At 61.6% G+C, this 22,248-nt stretch carries 22 protein-coding genes; 10 read left to right on the top strand and 12 right to left on the bottom strand.

All coding sequences use genetic code 11. The annotated features are described in order from the left end of the window. Window positions 1–24 precede the first annotated feature (24 nt). From DDQ68_RS07780 to DDQ68_RS07765, 4 genes are all read left to right on the top strand, one after another. Window positions 25–3,216 carry an efflux RND transporter permease subunit gene (locus DDQ68_RS07780; RefSeq protein WP_109655792.1) on the top strand — a complete coding sequence of 1,064 codons (3,192 nt, stop codon included), beginning with the start codon at window positions 25–27 and terminating at the stop codon, window positions 3,214–3,216. Continuing rightward, entirely contained in the window at window positions 3,209–4,645 is a 1,437-nt protein-coding gene (locus DDQ68_RS07775) for a TolC family protein (RefSeq protein WP_109655791.1), read from the top strand. Before DDQ68_RS07780 ends, DDQ68_RS07775 begins: the two co-directional genes overlap by 8 nt. A gap of 335 nt (window positions 4,646–4,980) precedes the next feature. Continuing rightward, entirely contained in the window at window positions 4,981–7,404 is a 2,424-nt protein-coding gene (locus DDQ68_RS07770) for an outer membrane beta-barrel protein (RefSeq protein WP_109655790.1), read from the top strand. Then, window positions 7,382–8,035 carry a hypothetical protein gene (locus tag DDQ68_RS07765; RefSeq protein WP_162549931.1) on the top strand — a complete coding sequence of 218 codons (654 nt, stop codon included), beginning with the start codon at window positions 7,382–7,384 and terminating at the stop codon, window positions 8,033–8,035. The genes DDQ68_RS07770 and DDQ68_RS07765 overlap by 23 nt, the downstream gene beginning before the upstream one ends. Here DDQ68_RS07765 and DDQ68_RS07760 read toward each other — a convergent pair. Together DDQ68_RS07760 and DDQ68_RS07755 are read right to left on the bottom strand one after the other, a co-directional pair. Continuing rightward, the gene (locus tag DDQ68_RS07760; RefSeq protein ID WP_109655788.1) at window positions 8,023–8,463 is read right to left on the bottom strand and encodes a transposase family protein; all 441 of its coding nucleotides are present in this window, start codon (window positions 8,461–8,463) and stop codon (window positions 8,023–8,025) included. The two genes, DDQ68_RS07765 and DDQ68_RS07760, sit on opposite strands and share 13 nt — an antisense overlap. A 5-nt stretch (window positions 8,464–8,468) precedes the next feature. Continuing rightward, entirely contained in the window at window positions 8,469–8,972 is a 504-nt protein-coding gene (locus DDQ68_RS07755; protein WP_109654768.1) for a transposase family protein, read from the bottom strand. A gap of 68 nt (window positions 8,973–9,040) precedes the next feature. Between DDQ68_RS07755 and DDQ68_RS07750 the strand changes: the two genes are divergently transcribed. Together DDQ68_RS07750 and DDQ68_RS07745 are read left to right on the top strand one after the other, a co-directional pair. Further along, window positions 9,041–9,685, top strand: coding sequence for a sensor histidine kinase (locus DDQ68_RS07750; protein ID WP_162549930.1), 645 nt, complete (start codon window positions 9,041–9,043; stop codon window positions 9,683–9,685). After that, window positions 9,664–10,398: a LytR/AlgR family response regulator transcription factor gene (locus DDQ68_RS07745; RefSeq protein ID WP_109655786.1), complete on the top strand. Its 735-nt coding sequence runs from the start codon at window positions 9,664–9,666 to the stop codon at window positions 10,396–10,398. Before DDQ68_RS07750 ends, DDQ68_RS07745 begins: the two co-directional genes overlap by 22 nt. Window positions 10,399–10,513: 115 nt before the next feature. On the opposite strand, the gene DDQ68_RS07740 is transcribed toward DDQ68_RS07745, so the two are convergent. The 4 genes from DDQ68_RS07740 to DDQ68_RS07725 form a co-directional block, all read right to left on the bottom strand. After that, window positions 10,514–11,713, bottom strand: a complete 1,200-nt coding sequence (locus tag DDQ68_RS07740) for an aspartate aminotransferase family protein (protein ID WP_211320244.1) — start codon at window positions 11,711–11,713, stop codon at window positions 10,514–10,516. A 206-nt stretch (window positions 11,714–11,919) separates the two neighbouring features. Next, window positions 11,920–12,438, bottom strand: a complete 519-nt coding sequence (locus DDQ68_RS07735; protein ID WP_162549929.1) for a hypothetical protein — start codon at window positions 12,436–12,438, stop codon at window positions 11,920–11,922. A 16-nt stretch (window positions 12,439–12,454) separates the two neighbouring features. Further along, window positions 12,455–12,931 (bottom strand): hypothetical protein, encoded by a 477-nt coding sequence (locus DDQ68_RS07730; protein WP_109655784.1) that lies wholly within the window; start codon window positions 12,929–12,931, stop codon window positions 12,455–12,457. Between the two features lie 67 nt (window positions 12,932–12,998). Next, window positions 12,999–13,544 carry an RNA polymerase sigma factor gene (locus DDQ68_RS07725; protein ID WP_109655783.1) on the bottom strand — a complete coding sequence of 182 codons (546 nt, stop codon included), beginning with the start codon at window positions 13,542–13,544 and terminating at the stop codon, window positions 12,999–13,001. Window positions 13,545–13,952: 408 nt separating this feature from the next. Between DDQ68_RS07725 and DDQ68_RS07720 the strand changes: the two genes are divergently transcribed. After that, window positions 13,953–14,261, top strand: a complete 309-nt coding sequence (locus tag DDQ68_RS07720) for a hypothetical protein (protein ID WP_211320243.1) — start codon at window positions 13,953–13,955, stop codon at window positions 14,259–14,261. A gap of 68 nt (window positions 14,262–14,329) precedes the next feature. Here DDQ68_RS07720 and DDQ68_RS07715 read toward each other — a convergent pair whose 3' ends face one another. The 5 genes from DDQ68_RS07715 to DDQ68_RS07695 all read right to left on the bottom strand — a co-directional run bounded on the left by DDQ68_RS07715 (window position 14,330) and on the right by DDQ68_RS07695 (window position 19,767). Continuing rightward, window positions 14,330–14,896, bottom strand: a complete 567-nt coding sequence (locus tag DDQ68_RS07715) for a GldL-related protein (protein ID WP_109655781.1) — start codon at window positions 14,894–14,896, stop codon at window positions 14,330–14,332. A 19-nt stretch (window positions 14,897–14,915) separates the two neighbouring features. Beyond that, entirely contained in the window at window positions 14,916–16,280 is a 1,365-nt protein-coding gene (locus DDQ68_RS07710) for a vWA domain-containing protein (RefSeq protein ID WP_109655780.1), read from the bottom strand. A 145-nt stretch (window positions 16,281–16,425) separates the two neighbouring features. Further along, window positions 16,426–16,875, bottom strand: a complete 450-nt coding sequence (gene bcp, locus DDQ68_RS07705; RefSeq protein WP_109655779.1) for a thioredoxin-dependent thiol peroxidase — start codon at window positions 16,873–16,875, stop codon at window positions 16,426–16,428. Window positions 16,876–16,977: 102 nt separating this feature from the next. Beyond that, the gene (locus DDQ68_RS07700; RefSeq protein ID WP_162549928.1) at window positions 16,978–18,954 is read right to left on the bottom strand and encodes a M23 family metallopeptidase; all 1,977 of its coding nucleotides are present in this window, start codon (window positions 18,952–18,954) and stop codon (window positions 16,978–16,980) included. 198 nt (window positions 18,955–19,152) lie between these two features. Beyond that, window positions 19,153–19,767, bottom strand: coding sequence for a fumarylacetoacetate hydrolase family protein (locus DDQ68_RS07695; protein WP_109655777.1), 615 nt, complete (start codon window positions 19,765–19,767; stop codon window positions 19,153–19,155). A gap of 159 nt (window positions 19,768–19,926) precedes the next feature. Between DDQ68_RS07695 and DDQ68_RS07690 the strand changes: the two genes are divergently transcribed. The 3 genes from DDQ68_RS07690 to DDQ68_RS24245 are packed head-to-tail and all read left to right on the top strand — an operon-like array spanning window position 19,927 to window position 21,429. Next, complete coding sequence (locus tag DDQ68_RS07690) at window positions 19,927–20,718, top strand: M48 family metallopeptidase (protein WP_109655776.1); 792 nt, start codon at window positions 19,927–19,929, stop codon at window positions 20,716–20,718. A gap of 34 nt (window positions 20,719–20,752) precedes the next feature. Beyond that, window positions 20,753–21,298, top strand: a complete 546-nt coding sequence (locus tag DDQ68_RS07685) for a hypothetical protein (RefSeq protein WP_162549927.1) — start codon at window positions 20,753–20,755, stop codon at window positions 21,296–21,298. Between the two features lie 8 nt (window positions 21,299–21,306). After that, window positions 21,307–21,429, top strand: coding sequence for a hypothetical protein (locus DDQ68_RS24245; protein WP_281271095.1), 123 nt, complete (start codon window positions 21,307–21,309; stop codon window positions 21,427–21,429). 51 nt (window positions 21,430–21,480) lie between these two features. Here the strand turns inward: DDQ68_RS24245 and DDQ68_RS07680 are convergent, their stop codons facing one another. Continuing rightward, window positions 21,481–22,230 (bottom strand): hypothetical protein, encoded by a 750-nt coding sequence (locus tag DDQ68_RS07680; protein WP_109655774.1) that lies wholly within the window; start codon window positions 22,228–22,230, stop codon window positions 21,481–21,483. Between the last annotated feature and the right edge of the window lie 18 nt (window positions 22,231–22,248).

The raw sequence follows: 22,248 nt of genomic DNA, 5'->3' as shown, positions 1-22,248 counted from the left end.
TCCTCCACATACTACAGCCAGAATATGTTTAGTAAATTCATTCGCAGGCCAGTATTTGCCATTGTTATTTCGGTGGTCATCCTGCTCATGGGCGGGCTGGCCATCCTGCAACTGCCTACTTCGCAGTTTCCGGAGATTTCGCCGCCCTTGGTGATGGTGAGCGCGGCCTACCCCGGTGCCAGCGCCAAGGTGCTCACCGAATCGGTACTAATTCCGCTGGAGCAGGCCGTGAACGGCGTGCCGGGCATGAAGTACATGACCTCCGACGCCGTAAGTGCCGGCGAGGCCAATATCCAGATTGTGTTCAACCTGGGCACCAACCCCGACCAGGCCGTGGTAAACGTGAACACGCGCATCGCGCAGGTGCTCAACCGCCTGCCGGTGCTAGTGCAGCGTGAGGGCGTGATTGTGAACCGCGTGGTACCCAACATGCTGATGTACGTGAACTTGTACTCGAAAGACAAGAACACGGACATGAAGTACCTCTTCAACTTTGCGGGGGTGAACATGCTGCCGGAGCTGCAACGCCTGGGCGGTATCGGCCGGGCCACCATTCTGGGTAGCCGGCAGTACGCCATGCGCATCTGGCTGAAACCCGACCGCATGCGGGCCTATAGTATTTCGGTCGATGATGTGATGAAGGCGCTGGATGAGCAGAGTGTGATTGGCTCGCCGGGTCGTATCGGCCGCTCCGACGGCGGGCAGGCGCAGTCGCTGGAATACGTGCTCAGCTATAAGGGCCGCTTCAATAACGTGGAGGAGTATAAAAACGTGATTCTCAGGGCTAACCCAAATGGGGAAAGCCTGCACCTGAGCGATGTGGCCCGCGTGGAGCTGGGCTCGGAATTCTACGATATCTACTCTAACCTGAACCAGTACCCGTCGGCGGCCATCGTACTGAAGCAGACCTACGGCTCGAATGCCAGCGACGTAATTAAAGAGGTGAAAGCCAAACTGGAAGAGCTGAAGAAAAGCAGCTTTCCGCCCGGTATGGACTACAAAATCACCTACGACGTGTCGAATTTCCTCGACGCCTCGATTGAGAACGTAATCCATACCCTGCGCGACGCCTTTATTCTGGTGGCGCTGGTGGTGTACCTGTTCTTGGGCGATTGGCGCTCGACGCTGATTCCGGCCCTGGCCGTGCCGGTGTCGCTGGTGGGCTCGTTTATCGCCATGCAGGCGTTTGGGCTCACCATCAACATGATAACCCTGTTTGCGCTGGTGCTTTCGATTGGTATTGTGGTCGATAACGCCATCGTGGTGATCGAGGCGGTGCACGCTAAAATGGACGAACAGCATTTATCGCCCTATAATGCGGTAAGGCAAGTGGTGGGCGAAATCAGCGGGGCCATCATCGCCATCACCATTATGATGACGGCCGTGTTTATTCCGGTATCGTTCATGAGCGGCCCGGTGGGTATTTTCTACCGGCAGTTCTCCATTACCATGGCCACCGCCATTGTGATTTCGGGCTTGGTAGCCCTCACGCTGACGCCGGTGCTCTGCGCCATGATTCTGAAAAACCACCACGGCCAGCCCAAGAAGAAAACGCCCATGCAGCGCTTCTTCGACTGGTTCAACCGCGGGTTTGAGAAGCTGACCAACGCCTACACCGGCCTGCTGGGGAGAATTGTGGCCAACCGCCTCATCACCTTCGCCATGCTGATTGCCTTTGGGCTGGGCATCTGGGCCATCACGGCCAAGCTGCCGGCCGGCTTCATTCCGAGCGAAGACCAGGGCCTGATTTATGCCATTGTGCAGACGCCGCCCGGCACCACGCTGGAGCAAACCAATGCCGTATCGCAACGCCTGGCCAGCCTGGCCAAAGACATCCCCGGCGTTGCCAACATCTCCTCGCTGGCCGGCTACGAAGTGCTTACCGAAGGCCGCGGCTCGAACGCCGGCACCTTGTTGCTTGACCTGAAGCCGTGGTCGGAACGCAAGGAATCCATTGCCGAGATTGTGGGCAACCTAGAGAAAAAAGCCAAGCAGATTCCGGGCGCGACCATCGAATTCTTCGAGCCACCGGCCGTGCCGGGCTACGGCGCGGCGGGCGGCTTCCAGCTGCAATTGCTGGATAAAACCAACTCGGGCGACTACAAAGCGCTGGAAAAAGTGAACAACGAATTTATGGCCCAGCTGAAAAAGCGCAAGGAGCTGGCCGGCCTATTCACCTTCTTCTCGGCCGAATACCCGCAGTACGAGCTGAAGATTGACAACAACCTGGCTATGCAGAAAGGCGTGAGCATTGGCAACGCCATGAACACGCTGAGCATCATGGTGGGCTCGACCTACGAGCTGGGTTTCATCAAGTACCAGCGCTTCTTTAAGGTGTATGTGCAGGCTTCGCCGGAATACCGCCGCCTGCCAAAGGACATCCTGAACATGTGGGCCAAGAACGACAAGGGCGAAATGGTACCGTTCTCGGCCTTCATGAAAATCGTGAAGAGCCAGGGCGCCAACGAAATCAACCGCTACAACATGTACACCACGGCCTCCATCCGGGGCGGCGCAGCCGAGGGCTTTAGCTCGGGCGAAGCTATTAAGGCGGTGCAGGAAGTGGCCAAAGGGCTGCCCCACGGCTACGATATCGACTGGGGTGGCTTGTCGAAAGACGAGGTGAGCCGCGGCAACGAATCGACCATCATTTTCGCGATTGTGCTCCTCTTCGTATACTTGGTGCTGGCCGCGCAGTACGAAAGCTTTCTGCTGCCGCTGGCCGTTATTTTCTCCCTGGTAGCGGGCGTGTTCGGGTCGTTCCTGTTTATTAAGATGTTTGGCTTGGCCAACGACATTTATGCGCAGGTGGGCCTCGTGATGCTGGTCGGTCTGCTGGGTAAAAACGCGGTACTTATCGTCGAATTCGCGGCGCTGAAGCACGAGCAAGGCATGTCGGTCCGCGATGCGGCCATTGAAGGGGCCAAAGTGCGTTTCCGCCCCATTCTGATGACTTCGTTCGCCTTCATCGCCGGTCTGATTCCGCTGGTGGTTGCTACCGGCGCGGGCGCCATCGGCAACCGCACCATCGGCTCGTCGGCCCTCGGCGGCATGCTGTTTGGCACCGTGTTCGGGGTAATTATTATCCCGGGCTTGTACTACTTCTTCGGTACCCTCGCTGGCGATAACAAGCTTATCCGGGACGAGAACGAATCCCCCATGTTCGAGGGAGTTGAGCCTCGCGTATTAATTGAAGAAACAGAGCCTTATGCTTAAGCGACGCATCTACCAAGGCCTGAGCGCCGCCTGCCTGGCCCTAGCGGTAGCGGGTTGTAAACTGCCTCAGTTAGTGGGGCGCAACGTGCGCCGCAGCGTGCCGTCCACTTACAACAACAGCACCCAGGATACCCTCAGCACGGCTAAAGTGCAGTGGCAGGAGTTCTTTACCGACCCTAACCTGAAAGCGCTGATTGACAGTGCTCTGCAACGTAACCAGGAGCTGAACATCACGCAACAGGAGCTGCAGATAGCCCGCAACGAGATTCAGGCCCGCAAGGGCGAGTACCTGCCTTCGGTAACGCTGGGGGGCCAGGCGGCCCTCGACCGCGTGAGCCGCTACACTATTCAGGGGGCTACGGAGGACCAGATCAACATCCAGCCCGACCGCCGCACGCCCGACCCGCTGGGCAACTTCCAGCTGGGGGCCTATGCGAGCTGGGAAGTGGACATCTGGCACAAGCTGCGCAACGCCCGCAAGTCGGCCGCCACCCGCTACCTGGCGTCGGTAGACGGCCGGAACTTCATGGTGACTAACCTGATTGCCGAGATTGCCACGTCGTATTACGAGCTCCTTGCGCTTGACAACCAACTGCTGATTTTACAGCAGAGTATTGAGATCCAAGACAATGCCCTGCGAGTAGTGCGGCAGGAAAAAGAAGCCGCCCGCGTCACCGAATTGGCCGTGAAGCGCTTCGAGGCCCAGATCCAGAACACCACGAGCCTGCAATACGTCACTCGGCAGCGCATCACTGAAACCGAGAACCGCATCAACTTTCTGCTGGGCCGGTTTCCACAGCCCATCGTGCGCAACGCCGAGGAATTTAACGGCCTGGTACCGAAAACCATCCAGGCCGGCATTCCGGCGCAATTGCTGAGCAACCGGCCCGATATCCGCCGGGCCGAGCAGCAGCTGGTGGCCGCCAAACTCGACGTGCAGGTGGCGCGCGCCAATTTCTACCCGTCGCTGGGTATTTCCGGTGGGGTAGGCTTCGGGGCGTTCAAGCCCGGCTTGCTGTTTACCACGCCGGGTGCCCTGCTGTACTCGATAGCCGGCGATTTATCGGCCCCGCTCATCAACCGCAACGGCATCAAGGCCCTGTATTCCACGGCCAACGCCTTGCAGCTGCAAGCCGTGTACAACTACGAGCGTACGGTGCTGAACGCGTACATCGAGGTGGCTAACCAGCTCTCGAACATCAACAACCTGGAGCAGGGCTACGAGGCCAAGCTGAAGGAAGTGCAGGCTCTGAGCTTGTCCATTCGCATCTCCAACAGCCTGTTCAGATCGGTGCGGGCCGACTACACCGAGGTGCTCTTCACCCAGCGCGACGCCCTGAACGCCCGCTTCGACCTGACCGAAACCAAGATGAAGCAGCTTAACGCCACGGTGAACGTGTACCGGGCCCTGGGCGGCGGCTGGGAATAAAAACTTGGCAGCCAGCTAAGACGCTGGTGTTCAGGCTTTTTATCAGTGCCCAGGCACAACTACTTTTCAACGGCTGCGGCTGTTCGGCGTTACGCTGGGCAGCCGCAGTTGCTATTTAGGCCGGCGGTAGGTGGGGGGCACTTTGCTGCTCTGGCAGCATGAGCCGGGTTTGGGCCATTGATTGGGACAGTGGCTGAGGGCCTGGGCACCAGGCGCGGCATTGCAATCATTGCCGGAACCGTTGAGTACGTCTACGGCCCGCGTGAGCTGGTCGAAAAAATTTCGGCCCGGCCCCGGGGCCCCGGTACTTCGCTGCTAACCAATCCAGCGACGTTATGCGGCTCCGAATTTTTACCCTTTTGTTGCTGTGGGCCGCCGGGGCCCGGGCCCAGGGCGTGGACGTGCGCGGCACCGTGCTGAACGCCGCCCGCCAGCCCGTGGAATTTGCCACCGTGGTGCTGCTCAGCGCCCCGGATTCGAGTGGGGTGCAGGCCACCGTGGCCGATGCCCGCGGCGCCTTTGTGCTGCGCGGCGTGGCGCCGGGGCCCTACCGGCTGCGAGCCTCGTTTGTGGGCTGGCTGCCCGGCACGCAGCGGCTGGTGGTGGCCGCCGGGGCCCCACCGGCGCCCGTGCAGCTGCTGCTGCGCCCGGCGCCCCAGCAGCTGGGCGAGGTGCAGGTGACGGCCCTGCGCCCGCGCATCACGCAACTGCCCGACCGCCTGGTGATGGACGTGGCCAGCACGCCGCTCGCCACCGGCTACACCGCCCTGGAGGTGCTGGCCCGCGCCCCCGGCGTGTACGTCGACCCGCGCACGGAAACCGTGTCGCTCAACGGCAAAGGCACGCTGGTGATTGTGGACGGCAAGCGCACGTACCTGGCGGCCGCCGATTTGGCGGTGTTCCTCAAGGGATTGCCCAGCCAGGAGCTGCAAAAGATTGAGCTGATTACCAGCCCCGGCGCCAAGTACGACGCCGAGGGCCCCGGCGGCATCGTCAACATCATCACCAAAAAAAGCTTGCAAAACGGCACCAAGGGCAGCCTGACGCTCGGCGCGGGCGGCACCACCAACAGCCGCCAAAACGCCGGCCTCTCCCTCAACCACAAGCAAGGGGCCCTAGCCCTGTACGGTGGCTACAACCTGGCGGGCCGCCAAACCAGCGTGAGTGACCAGACGCAGATTGATTACCTGGGGGGCCCCGGCGGCGACGTGACGGCCACGCACTTGCTCACGTCGGCCACGCCCACCCGCCAGCTGGCGCACAACGCCAAGGCCGGCCTCGACTGGCAGGTAAGCCCCAAAACCAGCCTCAACCTGTACCTGCGCGGCCTGCGCACCGACCGCACCAGCGTCGCCAACGCCGCCACCCAGCTGCTGCGCGGCCCCGGGGCCCCCGTCGATTCGACGCTCGACAGCCAGACCAACACCACCTACCAATCCACCCAGTACTCGGGCAACCTGGGGCTTAAGCACACCCTGGATTCGGCCAGCACGCTCACCGCCGACCTGGACTACTCGCGCTACCAGTCGGCGGGCGAAAACCGGATTGCCAACACATTTTTCACTGCCCAGGGCCCCGTGCCCGACCGGGGCGTGCAGCTGCGCAACTACCTGCCCACGGGCATCCGCATCGTGGCAGGCCAGCTCGATTACGAGCGCCGGCTGCGCGCCGGCACCCTGGAGCTGGGCCTGAAGCACAGCTACGTAACGTCGGAAAACGATGCCCGCTACGAGCTGCTGCAAGCCGGCGACTGGCAGAACGACGCCCTGCGTACCAACTTCTTCACGTACCGCGAAAACGTGTCGGCGGCCTACGCCACCTTCGCCGGCAAGCGCTACGGGCTGGACTACCGCTTCGGGCTGCGCCTCGAAAATACCAATTCGCTGGGCGAGCTGCGCACCACTGGCCAGCAAAATGCGCGGCACTACACCAGCCTCTTCCCATCGGCGCTGCTGAGCCGGGCGGTGGGCAAGCACGACTTCGTGAGCCTGGCCTACGGCCGGCGCATCCAGCGGCCCAGCTACCAGAGCCTCAACCCGTTCATCTACTTCCAGGACGTGTACACCTACTCACAGGGTAACCCCTTTTTGCGGCCTGAGTATTCGCACGCCCTCGATTTTACCTACACCGCCAACAGCGCCTACGTGTTTGCGCTGGGCTACTCGCAAACCACGGACGTGATTTCGTGGGTGACGCAGCGCGAGGCCCCCGGCTCGCTCGTCACGCAGTCGCGGGCCGAAAACCTGGACCGCCAGCGCGAGTGGACGCTGTCCGTGACGGCCCCGTATTCGCCCTGGAAGTGGTGGACCATCACCAACGCCCTGGGCGTCAGCTACGCCACGTTCTTCCTGAATTCGGTGGCCAACGCGCCGCGCACCGTGCAGGGCGCCGGCGGCGTGTACAGCATTTCCAACGACTTCGCCGTGAAGGGCGGCTGGGTGCTCAGCGCTTCGGGCTACTTCCAGAGCCCCATGCCCCGGGGCGTGGCACAGGCCCGGGGCCAGGCCTCCGCCTACCTGGGGGCCCAAAAGAAGTTCCTGGACGACCGCCTCGCCTTGCGCGTGACCTACAGCGACATCTTCCGCTCGGCCCGCGCCGTCACGCGCACCGAGTTTGCCAACCTGCGCACCAACAGCACCTACCGCTGGGATTCCAACTACTTCGTGGCCACGCTCACCTACCAGCTGGGCAACCAGAAAGTGAAGGCCGCCAACAAAAACCGCAACGTATCGGGCGATGAAGAAGGCCGCATCAATTAAGCTGGGGGCCCTGATTGGGGGGGCTGGTGAAAATGGGATTACTTTAGCGGAGGCCCCGCGCCGCCCCTCTAGTATTATTTCTCCAACGAATAGCCACGGCCAGCAACAGTTTGGGCGTTTCGTTAGCTTATTCTCGATGTCGAAAATATCGGCGGGTTTTGCAAACCTTCTACTGGGCATTAATGCCAGCCGGCGTACCACTGTGCTGTTGCATGTTGCCTTCTGGGCAGCGCTGTACTGCTTGTTTTTCTACCAAAGCAGTTGGTTTACCGGCGACGAGCATCCCCGCAGTACACTTCTAATCGCCCTAAGCAAATGGGGGGTCATCGCCGGGTCATTTTACGTTACGTTGCACCTCATCCGTCGTGCGTACTCTCATCTGCTGAAACTGTTGCTAGTAATCATGACATTAGGTCTCGCAATAGTGAGTTATGACTTGGTTTCTTATTATTTGTATAACTATATTAACGATACCGTACCGGGCTTACCGGTATATTTTCACAACATTGTAAAAGGTATTTCTGAGAGGGGCCCCTGGACGTTTCTGCTTAACAAGAATGCCTTCTACCTGCACTTCTTACAGTTGAACATTGGCTTGTTTATTCCAGTCATTAAAGCTTATTCGGCGTAGTTAGCGAGTTTCGCGTGGACAGGTGCGCGATGGGCGCGGTGCGGGCTGCGCACGCGCAGGTTGTGCAGCCCACAGGCCACGACCATGACCGTATCGCGCACCCATTCGCCGCGCAAGCGGATAGTGCCCTGCACCATGTGCAGGCGCTTGATACCGCTGTGCGCGTGTTCGATAACGACGCGCAACGGACTCAGCAACTGGTTATACAGCTTTTGGGCAAACGTCAACTCCCGCTTCGGCGGCTTCTTGTGGGGCATCTCCACCACGACCCCGGTCGGGGCGTGGCCCAGCAAGCCCAAATCCTGCCGTAACACGCAGCCCGCCGGTAGGTGCAGCGCGTACTCGTCGGCCAGTTTTTTGTCGTGCGCTCGCCCGCTTTCCGTAGCCGAGAGAAAATGCACGTACTGCGTGGAATCGCATAAGGTCATGTTTTTTACGCGGTGCGCTTTTTTTTGGCGCTGTACTCCTCGGCCTGGGCCTCCCGGTCCGTGTTACGTGGTACGCCCCGCTCGACCCCGTCGTAGGCAAAGACCGGCTCCGGGTGGTTAGCCAGGCGCTGAGCCAACTCGCCGCCGTCGCGCACGGGCAGCAGCCCGCGCCGGGCCAGCACCTGGTTGAGCACGCCCAGCAGGGCGGTAGCCAAGTGGCTGACGCGCGCTTGCGAAATGCCAAAGCTGGCGGCCTGGTGCTCTTGCAAGGCGTTGCTTTTGAGGTAGGTGAGCAGAAAAAAGAGCTTTATATCGCTGCCCGCCAGCACGGCGTTGGCCCGCTCGCGGTGGGCGGGGAACGCCCGTTGGGTTCCTTCCAGGGTGTGGTAGCGGTGGTGGCGCTCCCAGGCCGGGGCAAAGTCGGTCAGCAAGTCGTCAAACTCCGCCGCTCGCAGGCTGGTCAGGGCCAGAAACTGGCGGGGCCGCTCGCGCAAACTCAGGTAATCCATAGCCAAATTTACGCCTCGCCTACGGGCAGTAACTTAACACACACTTCCGAATTAGCTTTATTATCAAGTTGGGGCGCTGGGCTGCCCAGTCGCGCCTGCGCAGTTTGGCCCTCGAAAAAGACAACCTCAAGCTGGAGCTGGAATTCCTACGGGCGCAAATCAATCCGCACTTTCTATTCAATACCCTGAACAGCGTGTACTCGCTGATTGAGGACAAGGACAAGACGGCGGCATTCATCGTCGTGTCGCTCTCCGACATGATGCGCTACGCGCTGTACGACGCCGCCACCACCGAAGTAGACGTAGCTAAAGAACTGGCATTCATCCAGAACTACATCGAAATCCAGCAGATTCGGCACCGGCGGCGGCTGGCCGTGGAGCTGGACATTGCGCCCGATTTGGGGCCCCAGCGCATCCCGCCGCTGCTGCTCATCAACTTCGTGGAGAACGCCGTGAAGCACGGCGTCGATAAATTGCGCCACGACGCCTGGGTGCGCATCCGGGCCTACCGCGACGAGCGGGGCGCGTTCTGCTTCGCGGTGGCCAACGCCCGGCCGGCGCAGGCGGGCGCGGATATCCACGAGGGCATCGGCACGCGCAACACCCGCCGCCGGCTCGACATCCTGTACCCCGGCGCCTACGCGCTGCAAACCAGCCACACCGCCACCCAATTCGACATCCTGCTCCGCCTATGGCCCCCGCAAACCGGCTAACCTGCGTCCTCATCGACGACGAGCCCCTGGCCCAGGAGCTGCTCCAGAAGTACCTCAGCCGCCTCGGCTTCGTGGAGCTGCTGGCAACGTTCGATAACGCCGTAGAGGCCCTGGGCCGGGTAGAAGCCCTGCGCCCCGACCTCATCCTGCTCGATGTGAACATGCCGGAAATGAACGGCTTGGAGTTCCTGAACACGTTTACGGGCTGGCGGCCGGCCGTCATCTTCACCACCGCCTACTCCGAGTATGCCGTGCAGGGCTTCGAGCACGACGCGGTGGATTTCCTGCTCAAGCCCATCACCTTCGAGCGGTTCGCCAAGGCCATTGGCAAGGCGCGCAAGCAGCTGGTGCCCGCCGGGGCCCCCGAGCCGCCGCCGGGCCCTCCCGAACGCCAGCGTTTGCTGCTCATCAAGGAAAACAAGAAGTTCCGGCGCGTGTCCGTTGCCGACGTGTTGTTCGTGGAGGGCATGAAGGACTACCTCAAAATCTATACGAAAGCCGAGGTCGTCGTCGCGCACATGACCATGACCAAAATGGCCGCCCTGCTCGACCCCGCCGATTTCCTGCGCGTCAACCGCTCCTACCTCGTGCAGAAAATGGCCATCAAAGCCATCCACGGCAACACCATCGAAATTGTGAATGGCATGGAAGTGCCCGTCGGCATTAATTACCGCGAAACTATTAGGCAAATGACGGATAAGGGCGTGCTGTAGGACAGTTCGAAAAACGGTCATGCTGAACGCAGTGAAGCGTCTCTCCCGCGTAATTAATTACTGCTGCGATAGAGATGCTTCACTGCGTTCAGCATGACATTCCTTTAGTAGGTCACTACCCGCCCGCCACGTAGTCAATGGCCCGCAGCAGGCCCGCGCAGGCAGCGTCAATTTCCTCGTTGGTGATGACCAGGGGCGGAGCCAAGCGCAGCGAGTTGTCGCAGAACAGGAACCAGTCGGTGAGGATGCCCTCGTGCGCCAGGGCCCTGTCGATGATGGGCTTGAGCACGTCGAAGGAGTCGAATTCCACCGCCATCAGTAGGCCGCTGCTGCGCACCGCCCGGATTGACGGGTGCCGCAGCTGCGCCCGAAACCGCGCCGCTTTTTCGGCGACGCCGGCGGCCAGGTTTTCGTCCTGCATGACTTGGAGCGTGGCCAGGGCTGCCGCGCAACTCACAGGATGGCCCCCGAAGGTAGTGCAGTGCCCCAGGATAGGGTTGGTTTTGAAGCCGCTCATAATTTCCGTCGTGGAAATAAAGGCCCCGATGGGCATGCCGCCGCCCATGCCCTTGGCACACACCAGAATGTCGGGCTCGATGCCGTACTGCTCGAAGGCCCACATGGTGCCCGTGCGCCCGTAGCCGCACTGAATTTCGTCGAGGATGAGCAGGGCCCCGACTTCCCGGCAGCGGCGGCGCAGGGCTGGCAGGTAGTAGGGCGTGGGCAGGCGCACGCCAGCTTCGCCCTGCACGGTTTCGATGACGACGGCCGCTGTGCGCCCGGTAATCAGGGCCAAATCGGTAAAATTGTTGTGGCGGAGGTGGCGCACGTCGGGCAGCAGCGGGCGGTAGCTGTTCTTGAAATCTTCGGAGCCGGTGATGGACAGCGCCCCGTGCGTGGAGCCGTGGTAGGCGTTCAGGCAGGAAATCAACTCGGTGCGGCCGGTGTGGCGCTTGGCCAGCTTCAGGGCCCCTTCGATGGCCTCGGTGCCGGAGTTGGTGAAGTACACCGAATCGAGGTGCGCGGGCAGGGTGCGGTGCAGGGCCTCGGCCAGTTGGGCGGGCACGGCCTGCACCAGCTCGCCATACACCATCAGGTGCAGGTATTTATCGAGCTGGGCGTGGATGGCGGCCAGCACCCGCGGGTGGCGGTGGCCCACGTTGCTCACCCCAATGCCCGAAATCAGGTCGAGAATCGGGCGGCCTTCGGGCGTGTACATGTACACGCCCTCAGCCCGCTCAATTTCCAGCAGCAGCGGGAAATCAGAGGTTTGGGCCTGGTGTTTCAGGAAAAGCTGGCGGGGAGTAAGGACCACAGATTTAACGGATTATTGACGGATTTAACGGATTTTTGGGGTTCCGCACTGGGTAGGTAGCTGGTTGACGCCGCGCTCTCGCAACGGCCAAGCATGGTAACCGCCGCCGGCCCGTTTAGATTATTTGGCAAAAATAAAGGGGCCACTGCGGGGCGCAGCGGCCCCAGCAAGCAGGGGCGTCTCAGAGCAAAGTGGTGCGGGAAAACTTACTCCGGTGCGCCCGGCGCCGGGGCCCCGGGGGTAGCTGCCACGCGCCGGATAACCTCCTTGGTGAAGTCGCGCTCGGCAGCCAGTAGCTGAGCCACCTGCCGCAGCGAAAGCACCTTCTGGAACCTGTTGAAATACTCCTTTTCCAGGTTCAACTCCTGCTGCCGGGTGATGTAGATTTGGGCCAGGTGCTCGCGAATCTGCGGGTCGGTAAGGGCCTCAATCTGCTCACGCTTGAGCGGCCGGCCGGTGCGGTTCAGCTCGCGGCGGCGGGTAATAAATTCGGTGTAGAGCGGCCAGAAGCGCTGGGCCTGGTCTTGCGTCAGCGACAAGCGGCTGGTAAAGAAGGCGATGCGGGCGTTGTCTAGCTGGCTCAGGCGCTCGGTTTTGGCGGCGCGCAGCTGCTGGCTGGGGGCCTGGGCCCGGGCTTGGCCGCCAGCGGCCAGCAGCAGGGCCCCGGCTAAAGCTAGCCGGCGCGGCGCGCGCAGGGCAGAAAAGAAGGAAGCAAGCAGGTTCATCAGCAAAAACAAAAGGCTATAAGTATCGGACGTCTTCGGTCGCTTGCGCGTCGAGGGCTTCGTTGAGTTCGGCCGTGGAAGGCTGTAAAAAGGTGGCAGCCATGCCGGGCCGGGCCGCCACCAAGTGGGCCATATCGGTAGCATCCAAGTGGGCGCTGGGGCGCAGCAGGTAGGCTACCAGCTCGGTTTGGGGCACGGCGTCGAGGGCGGCCGTGGCGGCGCGGGTGCTCACTGCCGGGGCCTCCACACTGCCCAGGCCGCTCAGCCAAAACGACCCCGCAAACCCGCCCAGCACGGCCACCGCGGCCAGGCCGGTGCGCAGGGCCCCGGGTAGCAGCGCCCACCAGGCCGCGCTGCCCGCCAGGGCGCGGGGCTGAACCGAGCGGCGCGCCATCACGCGGGTGGGCAGCTGTTCGAAGTAGTGCGCCGGCGGCGCGCTCAGCGGCGGCAGGGGCCGCCGGGGATGCGCGTCAAGCTTGAAAGCAGTTTTCATGGCGGTTGGATGAACAAGGCTCAGCAAAGTTTAATCTAGTCCCGAAAAAATCTTGCGTAGTGGCCACTCAGCCACTGGCGCGGGTCACGTAATCCTCTACCTTTTTCACGGCGTGGTGGTAGCTCGCTTTCAGGGCCCCCACGCTGGTACCGGTCACCTGGGCCATCTGCTCGTAGGGCATTTCGTCGTAGTAGCGCAGGTTGAACACGAGGCGCTGTTTATCAGGAAGTTGCAGAATGGCTTTTTGTAAGGTTAGCTCGATTTCGTCGCCGGCCAGGGCTGGGTCGGCCTCCAGTTTTTCGGCCAGCTCGGCGCCCACGTCGTTCAGCGGCAGCAGGAACTTGCGGCGCTTGCTGCTCAAAAAACCCAGGCACTCGTTGGTGGCGATGCGGTAAATCCAGGTGAAGAGCTGGGCGTCCTGGCGGAAATTTTCCAGGTGCTTCCACACCTTCACGAACACGTCCTGGGTGAGGTCATCGGCGTCGTTATGGTCCACCACCATCTTGCGCACATGCCAATACACCTTCCGCTGGTACTTGAGCACCAGCTGGTTAAACGCCAAATTGCGACTGGCGGGGTCCTGGAACTTGAGGAGAATTTCGTGGTCTTCCAAACGGGGAGGCCGGGGGCTGAGCGGTAAAGTGGTAGTTGGACGCCGGAGGGGCCACGAGGTTTAATGGGCCGAAGGGGCCTGGCTGGCATAACCGGCTATATTCGGGCCGCTACCCGGTTTTTCGCTTACTGGTAGCGGGTAGCAAGCTAATTTGCGCTCAGCAAAAGGATATCCTTCAAATTATTCGCCACAGGTAAGCCGGAAACTTTGATGCGTCACTTTAAGAGCAGCCCTAGCCGATTTTGAAGTTAACGGCCTAAGATAGCTGAGATAATCCGCTGATAAAGCGCTGTTTTTACAGATTTATACGCTACAAAATAATTAGTACCAACCGCTACTGGCAGGCGACAAATAATGAAAAAAGTTATTCAAAGCAGGCTGCATAAAGCGCTGGTCTTAAACGGCGACATGAGCTACGCGCTCTACAAATACGAGCTGGAAGAACACTTGGCGTACTGGCGGGCCGGCATGATACGGGACCGGGATGAATTTCTGTTCGTGGTGACGGAGCACAGCGGCGACGTGGCCATGCTGCTGCTCACCGCCAAGGGGAAGTTGTTCATCAACGAACAGGCCCGCGAGAAGCTCCAGTTGCTCTGGCACTCGCCGGGGGTGTACGCCAATAACCTCAAGCTATTCCTGCCGATGATGACCGAACAGCTGGAAAGCAACGAGCTGTGGGTGACCGGGGTGAAGACAGCGGTTGCGCCCGCATGACGGTAAGCAACGGGGTAGTGCAGCCGCTGGGGCGTGGGGCCCGCCCCGAAAATGCGGCCCGGAATTCCCTACCTGGGGCTCCGTTTCTGTTGCAAATACTGCTGCACGTCGGCCGCCGCGGCGCGGTCGCGCGGGTGGTGGAGCTGGTACACCAGCTTTTCCACGAGCCCTGGGTCGTCGCGGTGAAACTGCCGAATCAGGGTTTCGGAAGGTACGTACAGCGCTAAGCCACCCAGCGCCGCAATGGCCACGGCGAACCGGTTTAAGCGTCGCCTAAATGCTGCTATCACCACCACCAACGCCATTGTGGCCACGCCCACCACGAGCATGGTGTTGCCGTTGCTCCAGTTCATCAGCTTGAACAAGATGCCGATGACCATAACCGCGGCGCTGATGCTCGTGACCTTGCGCAGGTAGTCGTCCAGAAACGGCGCGGGCGCGGAGGAGTCGAGTGGCTCCCCGCCCGCCGCGAACGCGGCTGGCCAGTACGACTGCAGAAAATACACCACGCCCAGGGTTCCCAGCCCCAGCAGCAGCAAGTAGTTGCCGGCGGGCACCAAGGCCCACTTAGCCGCCAGGCCTAGGAGGGCCGCAGGCCAGGCGATTTTCTCAACGGTGTCTAGTTGTCTTTTCAAGAGCCTGTAGGGTAGTAAGTTATTTGCCAAAAAGGCCCACCGAAGTCGTTTGGCCCGAGCGGATGGTGAAATTGCGCACGTCGGTGAACTTGCTGCCGAGGGCAGTTTTGGTACGGAACACGAGGCGGTAGGCCCCCGGCTGCATGGGCAGGTTGAGCCGGGTGCTGCCGCCGTCGGGCAGGCTATAAATCCAGGTTTGCGACTCGTCGTTGTTGAGCTGGTAAATGCTGCCGTAGCCCTTCAAATCGGCGGTGATGTTGAGCGTGCCGGGCGCCGGGTACGTCACGGCCACCTCCTGGCCCTGGCGGATGCTGACGCGGCGCGTGATGCGCGGCAGCGTCAGCACTTCTACCTCGTAGTTGCCGGCCAGCAGCTTTTGGCGGGTGCCGAAGGGTAGGGACGCTACCGTGCCGGGGGCCCCGGCGGCCCGCACCACGGCCGCCACCACGCCGTAGGGGTTGGGCGTGAGCGGCGGCGGTTGCAGAAACAGCGTGCCCTGGGGCGTTTTGAAGGTCAGCACGTTGGCCTTGCCGGCCTTGATGGGCACGTTGGCCTGGCGCACGGCCGGCACCGTGTTAATCACCAGGTCGTAGCTCTGCAAAGCGTCGATGGCCAGCACGTCGGCCCGGCCCTGGGCGTCGCGGTAGTGGACGTAATTGTACTCGGGCTGGCCGGTCACGTTGTTGATGAATGTGAGGTTGACGTTGCTTTCTACCGGCCGGCCGTCGGCGTCGGTCAGGTTCACAGCCACGGTAGTTTTGGCCAGCGTTTGGGCAATGACGTCGTTCATTACCGTGCGGAAGGTTTTCACCTCGGCCGCGTTGTAGTACTGGCCCAGGCATTCGAGCTGCTTGCCAAACTCCTTCTCGGCCCCGATGCCAATTACAAACGGCTTCAGAAACACGCGCTTGCGCTGCAAATCGAGCGAAGCGGCGCAGGGGTCGGCGTTGCACGATTCCAGCCCGTCGGTGATGAGCAGCAGCACGTTGCGCGCCGTTTTATCGGCCGGAAAATCGCCCGCCGATTGCCGTAGCGCATACGTAATAGGTGTGTTGCCCTGGGCCTTGAGCGTGGTGAGCCTGGCCTTGATGGCCGCGGCGTTGCGCGGCGCAAACGGCACTTCGAGGCGCGAATCCTCGCAGTTCTTGGCGCTGTTTGGAAACTGATGGCCGTACACGCGCAGGCCCAGCTCCAGGTTGGGGTAGGCGTTGAGCGAATCGACCATTTTGCCCAGCATGCGCTTGGCCACGTCCCAGCGCGACTGCCCTTCCCAGGGCGCCAGCATCGAGCCCGAGGCGTCGAGCAGGAAGAGGATGCGGGTGGTTCTGGGCTTCTCAGGCGGAGCGTTCTGGGCCGGGGCCCCCGGGCTAGCCAATAGCGACATTCCCAGCCCCAGGGCCCCTAAACCGCTGATTCTGCGAATAAGAAGAAATAGGTTCTTGAACAACATCGGGGCCAACCGCTGGGAAAGTGCAAACCTACGGGCCGCGCGAATGTAGCGTGGACTACAAAGTCCGCGCTACAGCGCCTTATGCCAGTAGCTGCGCGGCGTGGTCCTGGGTGTCCACCTTCTTAATGACCTTCTCAATAACGCCTTCGGCGTCAATCAGAAACGTGGTGCGGACGGTGCCCATGTAAGTCTTGCCGTAGTTCTTTTTTTCCTGCCATACGCCGTAGGCTTCCACAATTTTCTTGTCGGTATCCACCAGCAGCGGGAAGGGCAGGTCGTACTTCATAGCGAACTTTTTGTGGGCCGATTCGCCGTCGATGCTCACCCCGATAACCTTGATATTGTGCGTATTCAGTTCCTCCTGGTGGTCGCGCAGGTTGCAGGCCTGGGCGGTGCAGCCGGGCGTATCATCCTTGGGGTAGAAGTATAAAGCCACGCGCTGGCCGCGCAGGGCAGCGAGCGAAACGGGGTTGCCGTCTTGGTCGAGGGCGGAGAAATCGGGAGCGGGTTGGCCAGCGGCGAGGGACATGGGAAGAATGGTTGAATGGGAGAATATAGAAATGCTTTTAGAACGTCATGCAAAGCGCAGCGAAGCATGACGTTCTTTTAAATTTCCCAACGTACTCTAGTGTTACAAGTTCAGCGGAATCACCCGCTCGTTGCCGGCCTGGTCGGTGAGGTGCAGCTCGGCGGGGCCGCGCAGCCGGGGCCCCAGGGCGTCGGTGGATACGCTGAAAAGCGTCGCGTTCTTGTATTCGTAGCGCAGTAGCCGGAACTGCCCGCCTACCAGCAGCTTGTAGCTGGCCAGGCCCGAAAGGTCGTCGCCGACGCGGAATAGCACTTGGCCGCCTGGCCGCCCCACCAGGCTGCCGGTGGGGGCTTTCTCGTCGGTGAGGATGCGGTAGGAGGCGAACTGCTTCACCACGGCCGAAATCTGGCCTTGGTCGTCCCACTGCCCGCCCAGGTAGGCGCGGCCGCCCTTCAGCGTGGCTGTGTAGATGGCCGAGCGGCGCAAATCAGCAGGTGGCGCGGCGGGTTTCAGGGTGAGGCGCAGCGGGTAGTAAAGCGGCGCGATGGGGTTGCCCACCGTCCAGAAGCCGCTGCCGGTGGCCTCGGGCCGGAAGCTGGTGCCGAGGTACAGGTTCGTAAACAGCGTCTGGGGCCCAAACAGCAGGTTGATGTGGGCCGTTGAGTAGCTTATTTCCTTGCCCGCGGGAATCATTGCCTGGCGATCAAACACCTTCGTCACGCCGCCGAATTGCAGCGAGTCGGGTAGGCCGGCGCGCAGATCGTAGAGGTACACGTTTTCGCTGGCCACGGTGTAGCTGGGCTTCACTTCGAGCTGGCGGTTGCCTTTGTAAAGCACGAGGTTACCGCCCGTGGCGGCCGTGTCGGGGTCGGCAGCCACGGCCTTCAGCAAGTTGCGGTCGATTTCGTAGCGCAGGGCCGGGCGCTTCACCGCCGCGGCGCGGGTTTTGAAGTAGGTCGGGACCTGGCCGCGCAGCACGAAGTGCAAGGGCGTCTGGTTGTTGTAGGAGTCGGCCAGCACCACATCCACGCGGTACAGTTTGCCGGCTTCCACATTCAGGCGGCCGCGCTGGGGCCCCGGGGCATTGTACAGGGCCAGGTCGTTGCCCTCGTCCACCCATAGCTTTTGCAGCAGGCGGCCTTGGGTGTGCTGGTACTGAAAATCGACGAAGTTGGCCACCTGCCGGGTGCCCGTCGGGAAGGGCACGGCGTCGATGTTGTGCTCGTAATAGGGCTGGCCATTCACCTGCACCGCCACCCGCTGGATGCCATTGCGGTTCCATGCGCCGTCGAAGCGGTCAAAGCCCTGAACCAGCAACCCAATGGTACCGAAGCAGTTGATGGTGTCGGGCCAGGTGGTAGCCACGCCCGGGCCGGGCTGCACGCGGGGCACAAATACCTTCTTGTCGTAGCGGTTGGCCACGCGCGCCTCAATGCTCAGCGGCTCCACGGCGAACGCCTGGAGGGTGGGGGCCACGTGGTCTTGCAGCTCGGCAAAACCGCCCCACTGCAAGGGATTATACTGGTGGTCCTGGGCGTCGCGCACTTCCCAGTGCAGGTGGGGCCCCGCCGAGCCGCCGGTATTGCCCGAGAGGGCCACCACTTCGCCGCGCCGCACGGGGTACTGGTCCTTCGCAAAGAATAGCTCCACCTCGTAGGCCTGCTTCTCGTACTGGCGGCGCAGCAGCTCGGCGGCCACGGGGCCCCGGAACTCGTTGAGGTGGCCGTACACCGTCGTCAGCCCGTTGGGGTGGGTGATGTAGAGCACGTTGCCGTAGCCGAACGACGACTGCTTAAGCCGCGACACGTAGCCGTCGGCCGCCGCGTACACGGGCCGGTTCACTCCGCCCGCGGTCTTGATGTCGATGCCGCCGTGGAAGTGGTTGGGTCGCAGCTCGCCCATGCTGCCGGCCAGAAAGCTCGGCGTGCCCGGCGCAATGGGGAACAAAAAGTAGCCCGGGGCCACCGCCGGCCGGGCCCCCGCCGGTAGCGGCCGGGCGGCTTTGCGCTCCTCCGCTGTGTCGGCTTCCTGACCGCCGGCAGGCCCGGGCCGCAGGCCTAAAGCCAAGGCCCCTGCCACTACCAAGCCCCAGGCTCGCCACCGTCGGAAAGCTATTTTCTTAATTTGCAATACCCTCAAAACCAACTTGTTTATAACGCTTATTTTTCTTGAATATCCAGCCGGCGCACTGTAGCGTGGACTTTGTAGTCCGCAGCTCTCGCTTCGTCCTGCTGGCAATCGTGCAGCGACGCGAACCACAAAGCCCGCGCTACATCCTTATTTTACCGCCACTTCCAGTAGCTTTTCGCCTTCGAGGAAGCCCACTAGCTGGTCGCCCACCTGCACGGGGCCCACGCCGGCGGGCGTGCCGGTAAACAGCAAGTCGCCCTGCTTGAGGGTGATGTAGCGCGATACGAAGCTGATAATCTGGGCGAACGGGTGCAGCATCAGGCGGGAGTTGCCGGTCTGGCGGGTTTCGCCGTTCACTTCGAGGTGGAAATTAATGTTGGCCAAATCCGCAAAGTCGGCCACCGGCCGGAAAGTGGGGGAGATGGGCGCCGAGCCGTCGAAGGCCTTGGCTAGCTCCCAGGGCAAGCCCTTCTTTTTTAGGTCGTTTTGCAAGTCGCGGGCCGTGAAATCGAGGCCCAGGCCGATGGCGTCGAAGTAAGTGTGGGCGAAGGCCGCGTCGATGTGGCGCCCGTTCTTGCTGATGCGCAGCACCAGTTCCAGCTCGTAGTGGATGTCGGTGGAGAAATCGGGGTAAAAAAACGGCTGGCCGCGCTGCACCAGCGCGGTTTCGGGCTTGAGGAAGATGACGGGCGCGGCCGGCGTTTCGTTGTGCAGCTCGGCGATGTGGTCGGCGTAGTTGCGGCCGATGCAGATAATTTTCATAGCGCGAAAAAAGAAACCGGGGAAAGCCCAAAACTACGGCTCCCAGCGAACACTTGGTTGATCGGTTTACGTATGCTGGGGGCCCCGGGCACGTCTTTGGCCTAAAAAATGCCAGGGCCTGGGGGCCTCGTTCTACCTTTCCCCAATCATTCTTTCTGTATGTTCCGCAAAACCACCCTTCTCGCCGGCCTCGTCCTGCTGGCCTCGTGCACCACGGTGCCCATCACTGGCCGCCGCCAGCTCAGCCTGGTAAGCGGCAGCGAGATGAACTCGCTGGCCACCACGCAGTACCGCACGTTCATCACCGAAAACAAGCTCTCCACCGATGCCGCCAACGCGGCCATGGTGAAGCGCGTGGGCCAGCGCATCCAGCATGCTGTAGAGCGGTACGTGGCCCAAAACAACATGCAGGGCCAGCTCGACGGCTACCAGTGGGAGTTCAACCTGGTGGAAAATAAGGAAGTAAATGCCTGGTGCATGCCCGGCGGCAAAGTGGTGGTGTACACCGGCATCCTGCCCCTCACGCGCGACGAAAACGGGCTGGCCGTGGTGCTAGGCCACGAAATTTCGCACGCCGTGGCTCGCCACGGCGCCGAGCGCATGAGCGACCAGCTCGTGGCTCAGGGCCTGAGCACGGCCCTGAGCACGGCCCTTTCGCAGAACCCAACGGCTACCAAAAATCTGTTCATGCAGGCCGTAGGCGTGGGTAGCCAGGTGGGCATGCTCAAATTCAGCCGCACCCAGGAGAGCGAGGCCGACCACCTGGGCCTGATTTTTATGGCTATGGCGGGCTATGACCCGCGCGGGGCCTTACCTTTCTGGCAGCGCATGGCCGCTCAAAGCCAGAACAATACGCCCGAATTTTTTTCTGACCACCCCGCCGATGCTACCCGAATTGCCGACATCGAACGCCTGCTGCCCGAGGCCCAGAAATACTACAAACCCCGCTAGTCTGGCGTTCTGGCCCTCTTCCGTACTTCGCGCTATGTCGTTTCTTCCCCGTTTGGTGGGCCTGGGCCTACTGACTATTTTAGTGGGCCTGCTGCTGGGGGCCTGCGAAACCTCGCGCCGTGGCACCAACGAGCTGACCATGCCCGAGTACAACACCAAGCCGACGGTGTCTAACAAGCAGATTGCGCAAACGTCAGGCGAGAAAGTAGATTTCAAGGTGTCGCAGTCGGAGCTGGCCACGGCCTTCATCCACGAGTTCGGCGACGGCACCGTGATTGACCGCGTGATGGTGCGCAAGGCCCCCGCTGAGCCCAACGAGCCCGCCGCCTACTACCTGGTAGGTATGGGCCTGCGCAACGGCATGTTCCGGGCCATGGCCCTGCCGCTGCTCGGCGGCGGCGACAACACCGTGTTCCTCAGCCCCGCCGCCAACCGCTACATCATCACCGGCGTGGGCTGCTCGTCGTGCTTCTTCAACTTTGAGGGCGACCGGATTGTGGGCACGCTCTGCGAAGGCAACCCCGGCGGCGGCCGTTGCGATCTGCGCCGTGAACCCGGCAACACGCTCTTCCCCAAATAAAGACGGCCATGAAACCGGCCCAGAAATGGCTGCTCCGCGCCGCCCTCACGGCCTTGGCCGTGCTGCTGACTACCGACCGCCGCCGGGGCCCCAAACCGGGGCCCCTACCCACGAAAAAGCCCGCCGAATAGGTGGGCTTTTTCGTATTGGCGAATGCGCCGGGGCGGTGTGCAGCCGCGGCGCTACAGAATTTTGGTGACGGGTACCTTGCTGGTCATCACGCCGTCGGGCACGGTTTGGGCCGCGGCAACGTGGTCGAACCGGGCGGGCTTGTCAGCCTCGCTACGGCCGGCGGCCAGCAGTAGTTGGCCGTGGCGGGAGTACTCGTTCCAGTGCCGGCGAAAGGCCGGCTGCGCGTCGGTGGCCTTGGGAAAATACGCCCACTCGTCCACGAGGCCGGTGGCGCGGTTCACCAGCACTTCGTAGCGGTTTTCGGGCGTTACGCCCACTTTATTAAAGGTCATGCCCAGCACGTCGGCCGGGGCCCCGTCCATCGTTTTGCCCTCGCCCTTGTACGTGAGGTTCACGCCCGGATCTTTCAATTTAAACGGCATCACCAGCCAGTACGAATTGTTGATCCAGGTGGGCGTGAGCGTTTCGAGTACCTTTTGGCCGGCCGGCGAAGCCGAAATGTCCTTTCCGCGGCTGTACACGTGGCCCTGCTTGGTGTTCAGGTTGTAATTGGCTACCAGCGTATCCTTTTCCCAATGGAAATCGCTAGTCTGCTTATCCCAAATCTGATACTGGCCGCCGAAGAAATCCCAGGCCAGGTAGCGGGTACTGTTCCAAGCGTTGGCGCCGCCCATGGCGGTCAGCACGCGGTCGGCCACGGCCGTGGCCTTGGGGTCAGCACTTTTAGCAGAGCAGCCCAGTAGTAGCGCGCTGCCAGCGACTGCCGCAGACAAGTGCAAAAACGAAAGAACGAAGCGCATGGGAGAGACGGGAAGAAA

Source organism: Hymenobacter nivis (assembly GCF_003149515.1).
Lineage (GTDB): Bacteria > Bacteroidota > Bacteroidia > Cytophagales > Hymenobacteraceae > Hymenobacter > Hymenobacter nivis.
Note: the sequence above shows the minus strand (reverse complement) of the source record. Positions and strands in the feature narration are given on the sequence as shown.